Consider the following 16185-nt stretch of genomic DNA (forward strand, 5'->3'; position numbering starts at 1 on the left):
CAGGACGGACCCTGTGCTCACTCGTCGACGCGTCAGGCCGGCTGCCCTCCTCGCGCCCGTCGCCCTGCTGATCCCCACCTCCGCGCATGCAGCGAAGGTGGTGTCCGAGGACCCGGCAGGTGACGCGGTGGTCGTCGGCTGGCTCGCGGATGACGACGCCGAGCTCCCACCGCCGCCCGACCCGTCGCCGGCCGACGTCGTCCGCACGGTGGGCGCGCACGGAGAGAACCGGTTGGCCGTCACGGTTCACTTCCGCGACCTCGCGGGCATGCAGCAGCACTCCACGCGCATCCTCGTCCGGACCGGGGCAGGTTCGTTCCACCTCGAGGTGAAGGCGGAGGAGGGACGTCGGACGCGCGCGACACTCGCGCGGCGCGGAGAGCAGATCGACTGTCGCGGCCTCCGGGCACGACTCGACGCCAGTGAAGACCTGGTCGCGGCGTCGGTGCCCACGGCGTGCCTCTCGTCGCCCCGCTGGGTCCGGCTGGGCGTCAAGGCCTTCGCCCCGCTTCCCACGACGGACCCCGCGGTCCTCGCGTCCACCGTGGACGACGGCCACCGCGACACGGTGCGCCTGATGAGCACCGGCACCGGACCCAGGATCCACCGGGGCTGACGCTCACCGCTCCAGCAGCACCATGACCTCGTAGTGGGTCGTGTGCGGGAACATGTCGAGCACCCGCGCCTCCACCGGCCGCAACGACGGCACGAGGGCGAGGTCGCGCGCCAGCGACTCGGCGTTGCACGAGGAGTAGACGACGTGGCGCACGCCCGACGCCTCCAGCCAGCCCGCGAGGTCGGCGCCGATCCCGCGTCGGGGCGGGTTGACCACGACGAGGTCGGGCACCTCGGGCGAGGCCAGGGCGTACGCCGTCGCGTCCGCCGCGACGAACCGCGCGGCCACGTCCATCCCGGCCGCCGTGATGGCAGCCGCGTCGACGGCATCGGCTGACACCTCGACGCCGAGCACGTCGCGACCGGGCGCCGCGAGGTGGAGGGCGAAGCCGCCGACGCCGCAGTAGAGGTCCCACACGGTGCGGACGTCCGGCAGCGCGTCCACCCACGCGCGCGCCTGGTCGTACAACGCCTCGGCGACGAACGTGTTGGTCTGGAAGAACGACCGCGGTCCCAGCCGCAGCGTCACGCCGGTGGCGAGGCGCATCGGCAGGGTGGCGTGCTCGGTGAGCACGATCTCGCGCTCGCCCTCCAGGACCGCCTTGTGCTCGGGCTGCACGTTGATCGTCACCACCCGCAGCCCGGACACCGCCTCCAGCAGCGCGGGCAGGCGGGACCGTACGCGGGCCTCCAGCGCCGTGGAGCGCATCACCAGCCGGAGCAGCATCTCGCCGTCGGGCGACTCCGAGAGCAGCACGTGCTTGAGCTCACCCGTGCGTGCGGCCACGTCGTAGGGCACCAGGCCGGCGTCGCTGACCCAGCCCGCGATCCTGTCGAGGGCCGCCGTCAGGCCGGGGGAGTGCAGGCCGCAGTCACGCAGGTCGACCCCGGCCAGGTCGCGGTCGAGGATGCCGAGGGTCGGCGCGTCGACCGTGCCGCCGACCGCCATCTTGGCCTTGTTGCGGAAGCCGGCCTCCGGGCCGGCCACGGTCGGCAGCCACGCCGGTGCGTCGACCAGCGACCGGGCGTGCTGCTCCTTGTCGGAGAGCTGTCGGGCGCGCGGCACCTCCAGCAGCGTGCAGGAGCGGCACCGGAAGGCGTCGTAGTGGTGGCAGTCCACCTCAGCGGAGCCGGCCCATCCACTCCTCGACGTCGGCCGACGTGCGGGGGAGCGCGGCCGAGAGGTTCCGGTGGCCGTCGGCCGTCACGAGGATGTCGTCCTCGATGCGGATGCCGATGCCGCGCAGCTCCTCGGGGACGAGCAGGTCGTCCTCCTGGAAGTAGAGGCCCGGCTCTACCGTGAGCACCATTCCCTCGGCGAGGTCGCCCTTGGGGTAGATGTCGGCCGACGAGCGGCCGCAGTCGTGCACGTCCATGCCGAGCATGTGCGAGGTGCCGTGGAGGGTCCAGCGCGCGTAGAGCTTCGACTCGGGATCGAGGGCCTCCTCCGCGGAGACGGGCAGGAGCTGCATGTCGGCGAGGCCGTGCGCCAGCACCTCCATCGCCGCGTTGTGGGCGGCCAGGAAAGGCACGCCGGGGCGTACGGCGTCGATGCCCGCCTGCTGCGCCTTCTGGACGAGGTCGTAGAGCTCGCGCTGGAGCGGGGTGAACGTGCCGTCGACCGGCAGCGTGCGGGTGACGTCGGCGGTGTAGAGGTTGTGGCCCTCCACGCCCATGTCGAGCAGCACCAGCTTGCCGGGCTCGATGGAGCCGGTGTTGTCGATCCAGTGCAGCGTCGTGGCGTGCGATCCACCGGCGCAGATCGAGTCGTAGCCGATGTCGTTGCCCATCGCGCGGGCGCGACGGAAGAAGGTGCCCTCGATCCAGCGCTCGCCGAACTCCAGGACCCGGTCCCACTCGCTCACGGAGTCCTCGAAGCCGAGCGTGGTGATGTCGCAGGCCTCCTGCAGCTCGCCGACCTCCCACTCGTCCTTGACGAGCCGCAGCTCGTCGGCGACGCGGGCGAGGTCCTCGTCCTTGGTCAGGTCGCGCGTCTTGCGATCGTCGCCGAACGACGGCAGGTCCTTGACGTGGCGCACCTCGATGCCGAGCGAGTCGGAGATCTCCTGCGCCGACGGGCGGCGGCCGGCCCACAGCTCGCCGTACTGGCGGTCGCGGAAGAACTCGTCGGTGTCGCGGTCGGAGCGCGGGCGGGCGTAGAGCACGGACTCGCCGTCCTCGATCACCAGCACGGCGTCGGAGGTCTGGTTGCCGGTGAAGTAGGTGTGCGCGGTGTCGGGCCGGAAGCGGTAGTCGGTGTCGTTGGCGCGCACCTTGTAGGTGCCGGCCGGCAGCACCAGGCGGTCATCGGGGAAGGCCTCGGTGAGCTTCGCGCGGCGGGCAGCGGCCAGGTCCGCGACGGGGTGGCGCGGCACGTCGAGCTCGCGGTCGCCCCAGCCCTTGCGCATGAACGCGGCGTAGGCAGCCGGCACGGCGGGGTCGTGCGACTCGGTCTTGGGCTCGGTGCTCTCGGGGGTCGTCTGCTCGCTCACGCGGTCACTGTACGCCCGGCGGGGGGTGCGAAGTCCCCGAGGCGACGCCCCGCAGCCGCCGCCCCAAGGGGTGCGGCGAGGCGGGCGCGAGGGGCCTGCTCCGTTAGGGTCGGGCCCATGCAGAGAGGCCGCCGCGACAGTGTCGCGTTCACCGTGGTGGTCGCGGCCCTCGTGCTCCTCGGCGGCGTCGTGATGGCGGCCGTCGTCGCGTTCTCCGGGGCGCCCGGCACCCTCGCCCTCGCAGCGCTGGTCGCCGCCGTCCCCGTCGGCCCGCTGGTCGGCTGCTTCATGTGGCTCGACCGCTACGAGCCCGAGCCGCGCAACCTCCTCGTCGCCGGCCTGCTCTGGGGCGCGTTCGCCGCGACCGGCGCGGCGCTCGTCTTCCAGGGCCTCGGGCTGGTCGGCGGTGCCAGCGAGCGCGACAGCCTCGCCGTGGTCGCCCCGGTCACCGAGGAGCTCACCAAGGGCGCGTTCCTCCTGCTCCTGCTGTGGTGGCGCCGCCACGAGCTCGACGGGGTGCTCGACGGCATCGTCTACGCCGGCATGGTCGGCGTCGGGTTCGCCTACACCGAGAACATCCTCTACCTCGCTGCCGCCTACGACGGCACCGACGGCCTCGGCCCGGGCGGGACCACCGCCCTGACCGTCACCTTCGTCGTGCGGTGCCTCATCAGCCCGTTCGCGCACCCCTTCTTCACCGCGTTCATCGGCATCGGGGTCGGGCTCGCCATCGCGTCGCGCCGCGGCGTCGTACGTGTGCTCGCGCCCGTCGCGGGCTTCGTCCTGGCCGCCTTCCTCCACGGTGTGTGGAACTCCTCGACGCTGTCGGGCACGGATGACTTCCTCGTCGTCTACGGCACGCTGATGTTCCCGGCCTTCGTCGGTGTCGTCGCCTTCGCGGTCTACCGACGCCGCTCCGAACGCCCCCTCCTCACCGAGGCCCTCCAGGACGCCGCGGACCGCGGGCTGCTCCCCGCCACCGACATCCCGTGGCTCGTCGACCTGCCCGCGCGGCGGCACGCCCGGCGCTGGGCACGCCACCACGGCGGTCAGCAGGCCGAGCGTGGCATGCGCGAGTACCAGGCCGTCGCGATCGAGCTCGGCTACCTCCACCACCGCTACCTGCGGGGGACCGCACCGGACGACTTCTCCGTGCGCGGTCAGGAGCACGTCGAGGAGCTGCGCCGGATCCGCCCCTACATCTCCTTCCCCGGACAGGTGGTACCCACCCGATGAGCGACACCACTGCGATGGTGACGGCCCTGGTGCGGCTGCGTGGTGCCCTCCAGGAGGCGCGGCTGCCGCTCGAGCTCCCCGGTGCCGCCGAGCAGCGTGCGGCCCGGGCGGAGATGGTCGACCAGCTCGAGGACTACGTGATCCCGCGGTTGATGACCCTCGAGGCACCGCTGCTCGCCGTCGTCGGGGGGTCCACCGGCGCCGGCAAGTCGACGCTGGTCAACTCCCTGGTCGGCACCCGCGTGACCGCCCCCGGCGTGCTGCGTCCGACCACGCGCTCGCCCGTCCTCGTGCACCACCCCGACGACGCCAAGTGGTTCGGCCAGGACCGGTTGCTCCCCGAGCTCGAGCGCGTCGACCGGCAGACCAACGACCCCGGCGCGCTCCAGCTGGTGCCGTCGCCGGCGATGGCACCCGGCCTCGCGATCCTCGACGCGCCGGACATCGACTCCGTCGAGGAGCAGAACCGCGTCCTCGCCGCCCAGCTCCTCGCCGCCGCCGACCTGTGGCTGTTCGTCACGTCCGCGGCCCGCTACGCCGACCAGGTCCCGTGGGAGTTCCTGCGCAAGGCCGCGGAGCGGTCCGCCGCGGTCGCCATCGTCCTCGACCGCACGGCCCCGGACGCGGTGGACACGATCTCCACCCACCTCGCGCGGATGCTGGCCAGCAGGGGTCTCAAGGACTCCCCGCTCTTCGTCGTCGAGGAGGGCGAGGTCTCCGAGCTCGGGCTGTTGCCGGCGCCGGACATCCTGGAGATCCGGCAGTGGCTCCGGGCGCTCGCCGACGACCAGGAGGCGCGCGCCTCCGTCGTCCAGCAGACCCTCGACGGCGCCATCCGCACCCTCGGTCGGCGTACGCACGCCGTCGCCGACGCCGCCACCGAGCAGGTCGACGCGGTGCGCCGGCTCCGGGAGGACGCCAACGAGGCCTACGACCGCGCGGTGACCGCGGTCGGCGAGGCGTCGGCCGACGGCTCGCTGCTGCGTGGGGAGGTGCTCGCCCGCTGGCAGGAGTTCGTCGGCACCGGCGAGCTGCTCCGCAGCCTCGAGACCCGCGTCGGCTGGTTGCGCGACCGCGTCGTCAACGCGGTCAAGGGCAAGCCCCAGCAGGCCGAGCGGGTCAGCGTCGCGGTCGAGTCCGGCCTCGAGACGCTGATCCTCGAGCACGCCGAGGCCGCAGCCGAGCGCGCCGAGGCGTCGTGGCGCAGCACCGCGGCCGGTCAGGTCCTGATGCGTGACGCCGGCGAGGACCTCGGCCGCGCCTCCCGCGACTTCCGCCGCCGCGCGGAGCGGGCCGTGCGCGACTGGCAGTCCGACGTGCTGGAGATGGTCCGTACGGAGGGGGCCGACAAGCGTTCCACCGCGCGCTTCCTCGCCTTCGGCGTCAACGGTCTGTCGGTCGCCCTGATGGTCGTCGTCTTCGCCCACACCGCGGGTGTCACGGGCGCCGAGGCGGGCATCGCCGGTGGGTCCGCGGTGCTCGGCCAGAAGCTCCTCGAGGCCGTCTTCGGCGACCAGGCCGTCCGCTCGCTCGCCGAGCGCGCCCGCCTCCAGCTGGAGGCCACGATGCACGAGCTGCTCGACGCCGAGCGTCGCCGCTACACCGACCTCCTCGACAGCCTCCAGATCGCGCCGGAGACGCCGGACCGGATGCGCGCAGCGGCTCGCAAGGTCGACGACCTGCGCTATGCCGCAGCGCACACCCCTACGGGTTCGGACACGGACGCGGACGCGCCCTAGGGTTGGGGGACAAGCAGTCCGCCCAAGCCGTGAGGGAGTCATGACGTCGTTGCTCGAAGGTGCCAAGAAGCTGGTCACCAGGAGCTCTGACATCGGCGCTCGCGTCGACGGGCTCGAGCGCGCGGCCGAGGCAGCCCGAGGCCGCGTCGACGACGCCGTGGTCGACGACGCCGCGACGATCGCCGCCCGCGCCGCGGGCCGCCTCAAGCTGTCCGCCGACCACACGGTGGTCGCGCTCGCCGGGGCGACCGGCTCCGGCAAGTCCTCGACCTTCAACGCGCTGAGCGGGCTCGAGCTCGCCGCGGTCGGCGTACGCCGGCCCACCACGTCGTGGGCCACCGCCGTCGTGTGGGGCAAGCAGGGCGCGGAGGAGCTGCTCGAGTGGCTCGGCATCCCCGCCCGCCACCAGGTCACCCGCGACTCCATGCTGTCGAAGGCCGACGAGGACGTCGAGATGCGCGGCGTGGTGCTCCTCGACCTGCCCGACCACGACTCGACCGAGGTCTCGCACCACCTCGAGGTCGAGCGCCTCGTGCAGCTCGCCGACATGCTGGTGTGGGTCCTCGACCCGCAGAAGTACGCCGACGCGGCCATCCACGACCGCTTCCTCAAGCCGCTCGCCGGCCACCGCGACGTGATGCTCGTGGTGCTCAACCACATCGACACCGTGCCCGAGGACCGCCGCGCGGGGATGGTGGACGACGTACGCCGCCTCCTCGAGGCCGACGGTCTGGCCGGGGTGCCCGTGGTGCCGGTCAGCGCACGACACGGCTGGGGCGTCGACGAGCTCCGCGGCCTCGTCGCCAAGCGCGTCGCGGAGAAGAAGGTCACCCGCTCGCGGCTCGAGGCCGACGTGCGGTCCGCCGCCGAGCGGCTCGAGCAGGCCGTCGGCACCGGGAAGGCCCCGACGCTGTCCAAGGAGCGGGTGGCCGCCCTCGACGACGCGTTCGCCGACGCCGCCGGTGTCCCCACCGTGGTCAAGGCCGTCGCCGACTCGACGCGCCTGCGTGCCAACCGTGCCACCGGCTGGCCCGTCACGGCATGGTTCTCCCGGCTGAAGCCCGACCCCCTCAAGCGGCTCCACCTCGACCTCGGTGCGGCCGGCAAGGAGCTCACCGGCACCGCCCGGACGTCCGTGCCGAAGGCGACCGGCGTGCAGCGCGCCCGGGTCGACACCGAGGTCCGCGCGCTCGCCGACCAGGTCGGCGAGGGGATGGCCCCCTCGTGGGCCGGGGCCGTGCGTGCGGCATCGGTCTCGCGGCTGCCCGACATCAACGACCGTCTCGACCGCGCCGTCGCCGCCACCGACCTCGGCGCCGCGCGGATCCCGGCGTGGGCCGGCCTGGTGCGGGTCCTCCAGTACGTCCTGATCATCTCCGCGCTGGTCGGCGCGGGCTGGCTGGCCCTGCTCGCGCTGGGCTCGTACGCCCGGCTGCCCGAGCCGCCGACGCCGGAGGTCGGCACGTTCCCGTTGCCGACGCTGCTGCTGCTCGGTGGGATCGGTCTGGGCCTGCTCCTCGCCCTGGTCAGCCGGTGGCTGGTCGCCGCCACCGCCCGCAAGCGGGCGCGCACGGCCGACAAGCGGCTGCGCGACGCGATCTCCGAGGTCTCCGCGGAGCTGGTGGTCGCTCCGATCGAGGCCGAGCTGGCGTCGTACGCCGCGGTGCGCGAGGGGCTCACGGCAGCCCTGCGCTGAACGAGTCGGGGCTGAACGGTCGCGGCCGAACCGTTCCGGGGCCAGCAGGCGTCCACAGGCGCCTCCGACGGCCCGTCCTCCACAGGGAACCCGCCCGGTCAGCCCGTGCTGTCGGTCGGACTGCGGAGCCTTGGGTCATCGCGGCGGACCACCGCCGCCCGACTCGAGGAGCCTTCGATGAACGACACCCACATCACCCTGGCCGGCTGGATCGGCGGGGACATCACCCTTCGCGAGGTCGCCGGCGGCCGCGTGGTCGCCTCGTTCCGCCTCGCCTGCACCCCCACCCGCTACCGCGACGGCGAGTGGGTCAAGGGCACCACGTCGTGGCACACCGTCAAGGTGTGGAACCGGCTCGCCCGCCACGTCGCGGCCTCGCTCCACAACGGCGACCCGGTGGTGGTGCACGGCCGGCTGGTGGCCGACGTGTGGGAGCGCGACGGCAAGCCGCAGACCACGTTCGAGGTCGTCGCGACCTCGGTCGGGCACGACCTGACCCACGGCACTGCGAGGTTCACCAAGGCGACGGCTGCCGAGGCGGCTGCCGAGGCGGCTGTCGAGGCCGCACCCGAGGCCGCACCCTCACCCGCACCGGAGGCCGCACTCGGGTCCGCGCCGCAGGCGGCGTGAGCCGGGGCGCGATTGTCGGCGGGGGCTCGCTTCCCCGTAGGCTCGCCCGCATGGCTGAGTACGTCTTCACGCTGCGCAACGTGCGCAAGGCCCACGGTGACAAGGTCGTCCTCGACAACGTCACCCTCTCGTTCCTCCACGGCGCCAAGATCGGCGTCGTCGGACCCAACGGCACGGGCAAGTCCTCGCTCCTCAAGATCATGGCGCAGCTCGACCACGCCAACAACGGGGACGCGATCCTCGACCCCGACGCGACCGTCGGGATGCTCCAGCAGGAGCCGCCGCTCTCCGAGGGCAAGACCGTCCTGGAGAACGTCGAGGAGGCCGTCGGCGAGCTCAAGGCGAAGATGAAGCGCCTCGAGGACGCCTACATGGAGATGGGCGAGCCCGACGCCGACCAGGACGCCCTCATGGAAGAGACCGGCAACCTCCAGACCGAGCTCGACAACGCCAACGCCTGGGACCTCGACAGCCGCCTCGACCAGGCGATGGACGCGCTGCGCTGCCCGCCGCCGGACGTGCTCGTCGACAACCTCTCCGGTGGTGAGCGCCGTCGCGTCGCGCTCTGCAAGCTGCTGCTCCAGCAGCCCGACCTGCTGCTCCTCGACGAGCCGACCAACCACCTCGACGCCGAGTCCGTGCAGTGGCTCGAGGGCCACCTCGCGTCCTACCCGGGCGCCGTCCTGGCCGTCACCCACGACCGCTACTTCCTCGACAACGTCGCGCAGTGGATCCTCGAGCTCGACCGCGGCAAGGCGCACCCCTACGAGGGCAACTACACGACCTACCTCGAGACCAAGAAGGACCGCCTCAAGATCGAGGGCCAGAAGGACGCCAAGCGCGCCAAGGTCCTCGAGCGCGAGCTCGAGTGGGTCCGCTCCAACGCCAAGGCCCGTCAGACCAAGAGCAAGTCCCGACTCGCGCGCTACGAGGAGATGGCGGCCGAGGCAGACCGGATGCGCAAGATCGACACCTCCGAGATCAACATCCCCGCCGGTCCCCGCCTCGGCGACGTCGTGCTGGAGGCGGACGGTCTCGGCAAGGGCTTCGAGGGCCGCACCCTCATGCACGACGTGTCCTTCAAGCTGCCGCGCGCCGGCATCGTCGGCGTCATCGGTCCCAACGGCGTCGGCAAGACCACGCTGTTCCGGATGATCACGGGGGAGGAGCAGCCCGACACGGGCGAGCTCAAGGTCGGCCAGACGGTGAAGCTCTCCTACGTCGACCAGAGCCGCGGCGGCATCGACCCCAACAAGAACGTCTGGGAGGTCGTCTCCGACGGCCTGGACTTCATCAAGGTCGCCAACTTCGAGATGAACAGCCGCGCCTACGTCGCGTCGTTCGGCTTCAAGGGCCCCGACCAGCAGAAGAAGGCCGGCGTCCTCTCCGGTGGCGAGCGCAACCGGCTCAACCTCGCGCTCACCCTCAAGATGGGCGGCAACATGCTGCTCCTCGACGAGCCCACCAACGACCTCGACGTCGAGACGCTGTCCTCGCTCGAGGACGCGCTGCTCGACTTCCCCGGCTGCGCCGTGGTCACCTCGCACGACCGGTGGTTCCTCGACCGCGTCGCGACCCACATCCTGGCGTGGGAGGGCGACGACGAGGACCCGGCCAAGTGGTTCTGGTTCGAGGGCAACTTCGCGGCCTACGAGGAGAACAAGATCGAGCGCCTCGGCATCGAGGCCGCGCGCCCGCACCGGGTCACGCACCGCCGCCTGACGCGCGACTGACGAGCCGGGCAGCCGGCCGTGAGGACCGAGCGGCCGGCGTGGGCCCGGCCAGGTCGAGTGGCCCGCGACCGAGGGACGAGGTCGCGCAACGGCTGTATCGAGACCCGGTTACCTGATCTCGCTCTCCGGGTGCCGGGTGACCAGGTGGTCGGAGATCCGGTCGAACACGCGTCCGACGGCGGCGAAGTCGGCGGCCGGCACCAGGTCGACCACGTTGCGCCGCACGCTCTCGACGTGGCACGGCGCCGCCTTGACGAGCAGGTCGTAGCCGGCCTCGGTCATGGTGGCCACCACGCCGCGCCCGTCCTCCGGCGTCGTGCCGCGGGTGACGTAGCCGGCCGCCTCCATCCGGGCGACCGTGTGGGTCACCCGGCTGCGCGAGTACGCCATGGCGTCGGCGAGCTGCGCCATCCGCATCGCCCGACCGGGTCGCTCGGAGAGGCGCACCAGCACCTCGTACTCGGTCAGGGACATGCCGAACTCGCGCCGCAGGTCGTCGTCGAGCCGTTCGAGCAGCAGCGTCATGCCCATCATCAGGGCACGCCACGAATGCTGCTCGTCGTCGTCGAGCCAGCGCGGTTCCCCCGTCACGGTCATGACGGCAGCCTAGTGCGGACGAGCGCCGGTTCGGCTCAGGAGACGCGCTCGAGGATCATCGCCATGCCCTGGCCGCCGCCGACGCACATGGTGATGAGGCCGGTGGACTTGTCGTGCCAGTCGAGGCTGTTGAGCATCGTGTTCTGCAGCCGGGCGCCGGTCATGCCGAACGGGTGGCCGACCGCGATGGCACCACCGTTGACGTTGAGGCGGTCGAGGTCGATGCCAAGGTCCTGGTAGGACGGCACGACCTGGGCGGCGAACGCCTCGTTGATCTCGACGAGGTCGATGTCGTCGATGGTCATGCCGGCGTACTTCAGGGCGTTGCGAGTCGCCTCGACGGGGCCGAGGCCCATGATCTCGGGGGACAGCCCGGACACGCCGGTCGACACGATCCGGGCCAGCGGCGTGAGGCCGAGCTCGGCCGCCTTGGTGTCGGACATGATGACGACCGCGGCCGCGCCGTCGTTGAGCGCGCAGCAGTTGCCGGCGGTGACGACGCCGTCGGGGCGGAAGACCGGGTCGAGGCCGGCGATGGCGTCGTACGTCACGCCCGCACGCGGGCCGTCGTCCTTGGTCACCACGGTGCCGTCGGGAGTGGTGACCGGGGTGATCTCGCGATCCCAGAAGCCGTCGGCGATCGCCTTCTCGGCGAGGTTCTGCGAGCGTACGGCGAACTCGTCGAGCTCCTTGCGGTCGAGCCCGCGCATCCGGGCGACGTTCTCGGCCGTCTGGCCCATCGCGATGTAGATGTCGGGCAGGAGCCCGTCCTCGCGCGGGTCGTGCCAGTCCCGGCCACCCTTGGCGTACTCGTCGGTGCGCGCCCCTGCGTCCTCGAACAGCGGGTTGCGGGTGCCGGGGAGGTGGTCGGAGGTGCCCTTGGCGAAGCGGGACACGGTCTCGACGCCGGCGGAGACGAAGATGTCGCCCTCGCCGGCCTTGATCGCGTGGAACGCCATGCGGGTCGTCTGCACCGACGAGGAGCAGTAGCGGGTGACGGTCGCGCCGGGCACCTCGAGTCCGAGCAGGGTCGTCACGACGCGAGCCATGTTGTTGCCCGACTCGCCGCCGGGGAGTCCGCAGCCGAGGAGGAGGTCCTCGATGGCGGCCGGGTCGAGACCGGGGATCTTGTCGAGCGCGGCCTGGACGACGAGGGCGGTGAGGTCGTCGGGGCGGAAGTCCTTGAGCGAGCCCTTGTTGGCCCGGCCGATGGGGGAGCGCGCTGCGGAAACGATCACTGCCTCGGGCATGGAGAACTCCGGTTACTCGTGGGTTGCATGGTCTCCCGGCACCTTAGCGCCGCAGCTGGTCAGGCCTGCCCCTGGCCCGGGTCGAACCCGGCGAGCAGCAGGTCGACACTGCTCGCCACGAACGCGCCGCGGCGGTCGGCGGGCAGCAGGAGCGAGGCGAGCAGCACGCCGTCGAGCGCGGCGACGAGTGCCTCCGCGGATCCCGGGTCGTTGCCTGCGTCGGCCAGGACGTCGCGGACCATGCCGACGAGGTCCTCGCGCCACTGGGTGAACCGCTCGGCCAGCCGCGGGTCGCGGGTCGCGGCCACGGTCAGCTCGAGCCTCGCCGCGAGCAGGTCCGGCTGCTCGAGCCACTGGGCGAACAGTGCGGACACCTCCGCCACGGCGCGCTCGTGGTCGTCCGGGCAGCACGCCAGGCGGGTGCCCAGCGCCGCCACGTCTGCCGCCAGCCGGTCCGCGACGAAGTCCCCGAGGGCTCCCATGAGGGCCTCGCGGGTGCGGAAGTAGGCCGAGGAGCTCCCCTCGGGCAGACCGGCCTCGCGGTCGACCGCGCGGTGGGTGAGGCCGCGGTTGCCGTTCCTCGCCAGCACGGTCGTCGCCGCCGAGAGGATCTCGCGGCGCCGCGGCGACAGGGCTTGGGTCCTGGGGCTCACGGGTCTCCTCTCCCGACCACGGTGACGCAGGACACCCACGGTCCGGCTTGTGGTTCGGCGAGGGCAGCGTAGTCTTCTACATACGTAGAACCACACCTGTAGAAAGAAGGACCCCGTGCAGCTCTTCGCCTCCACCGCCCTCGCCCCCTACCTGTCCTTCGTGGGCGTGGTGCTCCTCGTCGGCCTGGTCACCCTGCTCGCCGTCGCGCCCCTCGCCCTGCGCGAGACCCGCCGCGACCGGCAGACGCGTCGCGAGTCGATCCCGACCTACTACGGCCGTCTGCACTTCGCGCACTGATCCCCGGCACCGGTGGCATCTGCGACGATCAGGTCGTGCGCCATCTGTACCGCTGCCCGCTGAGGTGGGCCGACCTCGACCTGCTGGGCCACGTCAACAACGTCACCTACGTCGACTACCTCCAGGAGGCGCGGGTCGACATGTTCCGCACCCACGCCCCCGACAGCAGGGCCGAGGACCTGGCCGAGGGTGTGGTGGTGGTCCGGCACGAGGTGACGTACGTGTCCTCGCTGACCTTCGGCTTCGAGCCGGTGGCGATCGAGTGCTGGGTCACCGAGATCCGCGCGGCCAGCTTCACCATGGCCTACGAGGTCTTCGAGGAGGACGAGTCGGGTGAGCGCACCGTGTTCCTCCGTGCGCGCACGGTGCTGACGCCGTACGTCTTCGCCACCGAGCGCCCGCGGCGGCTGCACGCGGAGGAGCACGAGTCGCTGTCCCGCCTCCTCGAGCCGGACGAGCCCGTCCGTCCGCGCCCGGCGCCCGAGGTGGTCGACGTGCCGGGTGGGCACTACCCGGTCCACGTGCGGTTCAGCGACGTCGACGTCTACGGCCACGTCAACAACGTGAAGTACTTCGAGTACTTCCAGGAGGCGCGGATCCAGCTGATGGTGGCCAGCGGCCGCGAGCTCGGCGAGGGCTACCACCTCGTGGTGGCGCAGACCGACGTCGACTACCGGCGGCCGATCCTGTTCCGCCCCGAGCCCTACGACTGCCGTACGTGGGTCTCCCACCTCGGCAGCACCTCGGTCGTCTTCGAGTCGGTCGTGCGCGACGGCGACGAGGTCCTCGCCCGCGCCCGTGTCGTGGGGGTCTGCATCGACAGCGCGACCGGGCGCCCGGCGCCCGTGCCGGACGGGTTCCGCGACGTCGTCGCGGCGGCTACTCCATCGAGTTGACCATGAACTGGGCTGCGTGGGTCACGTAGTCCCAGAAGCGCGCGTCCTGCTCCTCGGTGAGGTCGGCCTCGTCCAGGCCCGCCCGGAAGTGCACGAGCCAGCGCTGGGCGGCCTCGGGCGTCACCCGGAACGGAGCGTGGCGCATCCGCAGCCGCGGGTGCCCGCGCGTGTCCCCGTACGTCGTCGGCCCGCCCCAGTACTGCATGAGGAACAGGGTGAAGCGCTCCTCGGCCGGGCCGAGGTCCTCCTCGGGGTACATCGGCCGCAACAGCTCGTCGTCGGCCACGCCCTCGTAGAAGCGGTGGACGATCGTGCGGATCGTCGCCTCGCCGCCGATCTCGTCGTAGAACGTGGTCGTCACCCGGCCATTGTGTCCGGTGGCTGCTCGTCCGCTCAGGCGGGCCCCTCCGCGCGGGAGGGCCCCTCCGCCGGCGGGGTGCCGGCGGGGGGCTCGGCGGGCGAGTCCGCGGCGTCGCCGTCGGGCTGGCGCGGGTCGCCGTCGCGCATCCACAGCACGCGCTGGGCGAAGGGGATCTCGATGCCCTCGTGGTCGAAGCGGTACTTGATCCGCTGGCGCATCTCGCGGGCGACCGCCCACTGCTCGAGGGGCGCCGTCTTGAGCGCCACCCGGACGACCACGGCGTCCGGTCCGAGGTCCTGCACGCCCCACACCGAGGGCTCCTCGATGATGCGGCCCTTGAAGTCCTCGTCCTCCCAGAGGTCGTGGGCGACGTCGGCCAGCACGTTGCGCACGCGCGCGAGGTCCTCGCCGTACCCCACGCTCACGTCGAGCACGGTGCGCGCCCAGTTCTGGCTCATGTTGCCCACGCGCAGGATCTCGCCGTTGCGGACGTACCAGACCGTCCCGTTGACGTCGCGCAGTCGCGTGACGCGCAGGCTGACGGCCTCCACCGTGCCGACGGCCTCGCCGAGGTCCACCTCGTCGCCCACGCCGTACTGGTCCTCGAAGATCATGAAGATGCCGGACAGGAAGTCCTTGACCAGTGCCTGCGAGCCGAAGCCGATCGCGACGCCGATGATGCCGGCGCTGGCGATGAGCGGGGCGATGTCGTAGCCCAGCTCGGCGATGAACATCAGCGCGATCACCACCATCACGACGCCGGTGACGATGCTCTTGAGCAGCGAGCCCATGGTCGCGGCGCGCTGGACGCGCCGCGTGTAGGCGGGGTCCTCGCGCAGGTTGAGCGCGGCTCCCATCCGACCGCCGGCGATGGCGCGGCTGACCCGGTTGGGCAGCATCCCGTGCTCGGCCTTGAGGACGACGCGGTCGATCAGCCGGTGGAGCAGCCACCGGACCGCGAGTCCGATGAGGATCAGTCCCAGCAGGGCCGACGGCTTGCCGACGACCCAGTCCGCGACGTTGGCCAGCTGCTGGTTGCCGGTCTGGTCGAAGACCCATCCGCAGATGTTCTCGTCGGGGCCGCAGGTGGACATCAGGTTGAGGGGGCGCTCGATGGGAATGGTCTCGCTCCCGGAGACCTCGGTCACGTTGATGATCGGGGTGGTGAGGGGGTGAGGCATGCCCGCCAGTATGGCGATAGCCTTGTGGCCGTGACCACGCACGTCAGCCCGCACGTCAGCCCCTCCCGCTCGCCCCGCCGCGCGTACGCCCCCTGGGCCGGGCGAGCCGTCGTCCTGGCCGGCGCCCCCGTCCTGGCCCTGCTCTCCGCGCCGGCCCACGCCGACGTGCCCGCGGGCTGGGGCGACCAGACCGAGCCCGCGGGCCTCGACGCCCTGCACAGCCTCGGCATCTTCCTCGGGGCACCGCTCCTGCTGTTCGTGATCATCGCGGTCGCGGTCTACCTGCCCGCCATGATCCGTGGCGAGAAGCTGCTGCCCGACCACTCCGCCGGCGAGGCCCAGTGGATCGGCGGCCCCCGCCAGGGTGTCGCCGAGCTGCCCGCCCCCGACGGCGCGGACTCCCGGGCGGGTGGCGCCAGTGGCAGCTGGTGAGCTGAGCGAGACCGACCGGCTGTCGCTCGACAGGGCCATCCGTCTCGCCGAGCAGTCCTGCCGCTTCGAGTTCTCGGTCTACGTCGGGCCGGCCGAGGGTGACGACACCCGTGCCTGGGCGACCCGGCTGCACAACCGGCTCGTGGCCCCCGCGCGCAGCGTGCTCGTGCTCGTCGACCCTCGCCGACGCGTCGTCGAGGTCGTGACGGGCGGTGACGTCCGCCGGCACCTGACCGACGCCGAGGTCGAGCTGGCCGTGCTGACGATGTCGTCGGAGTTCGCCGCAGGCAACCTGGCCGTGGGCCTCCAGCGCGGGATCGCGATGCTCGCCGAGCACGCCCGCCCGCAGAACACCCTGCACGCCTGAGGCTCGAGG

Annotated in this window: 17 protein-coding genes; 10 read left to right on the top strand and 7 right to left on the bottom strand. The window is 72.2% G+C overall.

Annotation, left to right across the window (positions count from 1 at the left end):
• Nucleotides 1-13 precede the first annotated feature (13 nt).
• On the top strand, nucleotides 14-616 hold the full coding sequence (locus tag AC57BS_RS06270; protein ID WP_496410583.1) for a hypothetical protein: 603 nt from the start codon (nucleotides 14-16) through the stop codon (nucleotides 614-616).
• A gap of 3 nt (nucleotides 617-619) precedes the next feature.
• Here AC57BS_RS06270 and AC57BS_RS06275 read toward each other — a convergent pair whose 3' ends face one another.
• Nucleotides 620-1681 carry a methyltransferase domain-containing protein gene (locus AC57BS_RS06275; RefSeq protein WP_496410584.1) on the bottom strand — a complete coding sequence of 354 codons (1062 nt, stop codon included), beginning with the start codon at nucleotides 1679-1681 and terminating at the stop codon, nucleotides 620-622.
• A 55-nt stretch (nucleotides 1682-1736) separates the two neighbouring features.
• The gene (locus AC57BS_RS06280) at nucleotides 1737-3107 is read right to left on the bottom strand and encodes an aminopeptidase P family protein (protein ID WP_496410585.1); all 1371 of its coding nucleotides are present in this window, start codon (nucleotides 3105-3107) and stop codon (nucleotides 1737-1739) included.
• Nucleotides 3108-3224: 117 nt separating this feature from the next.
• Here AC57BS_RS06280 and AC57BS_RS06285 point away from each other — a divergent pair, with 117 nt between their 5' ends.
• From AC57BS_RS06285 to ettA, 5 genes are all read left to right on the top strand, one after another.
• Complete coding sequence (locus tag AC57BS_RS06285; RefSeq protein WP_496410586.1) at nucleotides 3225-4343, top strand: PrsW family intramembrane metalloprotease; 1119 nt, start codon at nucleotides 3225-3227, stop codon at nucleotides 4341-4343.
• Nucleotides 4340-6082: an ABC transporter gene (locus AC57BS_RS06290; protein ID WP_496410587.1), complete on the top strand. Its 1743-nt coding sequence runs from the start codon at nucleotides 4340-4342 to the stop codon at nucleotides 6080-6082. The genes AC57BS_RS06285 and AC57BS_RS06290 overlap by 4 nt, the downstream gene beginning before the upstream one ends.
• 40 nt (nucleotides 6083-6122) lie before the next feature.
• On the top strand, nucleotides 6123-7778 hold the full coding sequence (locus AC57BS_RS06295) for a YfjP family GTPase (protein ID WP_496410588.1): 1656 nt from the start codon (nucleotides 6123-6125) through the stop codon (nucleotides 7776-7778).
• A gap of 177 nt (nucleotides 7779-7955) precedes the next feature.
• On the top strand, nucleotides 7956-8408 hold the full coding sequence (locus AC57BS_RS06300) for a single-stranded DNA-binding protein (protein WP_496410589.1): 453 nt from the start codon (nucleotides 7956-7958) through the stop codon (nucleotides 8406-8408).
• A 50-nt stretch (nucleotides 8409-8458) separates the two neighbouring features.
• Nucleotides 8459-10141, top strand: a complete 1683-nt coding sequence (ettA, locus tag AC57BS_RS06305) for an energy-dependent translational throttle protein EttA (protein ID WP_496410590.1) — start codon at nucleotides 8459-8461, stop codon at nucleotides 10139-10141.
• 108 nt (nucleotides 10142-10249) lie between these two features.
• On the opposite strand, the gene AC57BS_RS06310 is transcribed toward ettA, so the two are convergent.
• Genes AC57BS_RS06310 through AC57BS_RS06320 form a run of 3 tightly spaced genes read right to left on the bottom strand, consistent with a single transcriptional unit; the run spans nucleotide 10250 to nucleotide 12641 of the window.
• Nucleotides 10250-10738: a MarR family winged helix-turn-helix transcriptional regulator gene (locus tag AC57BS_RS06310; RefSeq protein ID WP_496410591.1), complete on the bottom strand. Its 489-nt coding sequence runs from the start codon at nucleotides 10736-10738 to the stop codon at nucleotides 10250-10252.
• Between the two features lie 35 nt (nucleotides 10739-10773).
• Nucleotides 10774-11988, bottom strand: a complete 1215-nt coding sequence (locus tag AC57BS_RS06315) for an acetyl-CoA C-acetyltransferase (protein WP_496410592.1) — start codon at nucleotides 11986-11988, stop codon at nucleotides 10774-10776.
• A gap of 59 nt (nucleotides 11989-12047) precedes the next feature.
• A complete protein-coding gene (locus tag AC57BS_RS06320) occupies nucleotides 12048-12641 on the bottom strand; it encodes a TetR/AcrR family transcriptional regulator (RefSeq protein ID WP_496410593.1) in 594 nt (197 codons plus the stop codon).
• Nucleotides 12642-12756: 115 nt separating this feature from the next.
• On the opposite strand from AC57BS_RS06320, the gene AC57BS_RS06325 reads away from it, so the two are divergent.
• Nucleotides 12757-12939 carry a hypothetical protein gene (locus AC57BS_RS06325; protein ID WP_496410594.1) on the top strand — a complete coding sequence of 61 codons (183 nt, stop codon included), beginning with the start codon at nucleotides 12757-12759 and terminating at the stop codon, nucleotides 12937-12939.
• Nucleotides 12940-12974: 35 nt separating this feature from the next.
• Complete coding sequence (locus AC57BS_RS06330) at nucleotides 12975-13835, top strand: acyl-CoA thioesterase (protein ID WP_496410595.1); 861 nt, start codon at nucleotides 12975-12977, stop codon at nucleotides 13833-13835.
• Here the strand turns inward: AC57BS_RS06330 and AC57BS_RS06335 are convergent.
• Together AC57BS_RS06335 and AC57BS_RS06340 are read right to left on the bottom strand one after the other, a co-directional pair.
• Entirely contained in the window at nucleotides 13819-14196 is a 378-nt protein-coding gene (locus tag AC57BS_RS06335) for a globin (RefSeq protein ID WP_496410596.1), read from the bottom strand. The genes AC57BS_RS06330 and AC57BS_RS06335 overlap by 17 nt on opposite strands.
• 32 nt (nucleotides 14197-14228) lie before the next feature.
• Nucleotides 14229-15377, bottom strand: a complete 1149-nt coding sequence (locus AC57BS_RS06340) for a mechanosensitive ion channel family protein (RefSeq protein ID WP_496410597.1) — start codon at nucleotides 15375-15377, stop codon at nucleotides 14229-14231.
• 30 nt (nucleotides 15378-15407) lie between these two features.
• Between AC57BS_RS06340 and AC57BS_RS06345 the strand changes: the two genes are divergently transcribed.
• Nucleotides 15408-15809: a hypothetical protein gene (locus AC57BS_RS06345; protein WP_496410598.1), complete on the top strand. Its 402-nt coding sequence runs from the start codon at nucleotides 15408-15410 to the stop codon at nucleotides 15807-15809.
• A complete protein-coding gene (locus AC57BS_RS06350) occupies nucleotides 15796-16176 on the top strand; it encodes a DUF5130 family protein (RefSeq protein ID WP_496410599.1) in 381 nt (126 codons plus the stop codon). Before AC57BS_RS06345 ends, AC57BS_RS06350 begins: the two co-directional genes overlap by 14 nt.
• Nucleotides 16177-16185 lie beyond the last annotated feature (9 nt).

The sequence above is a fragment of the Nocardioides sp. BGA-UO-ETr-FS32 genome (genome assembly GCF_059567905.1).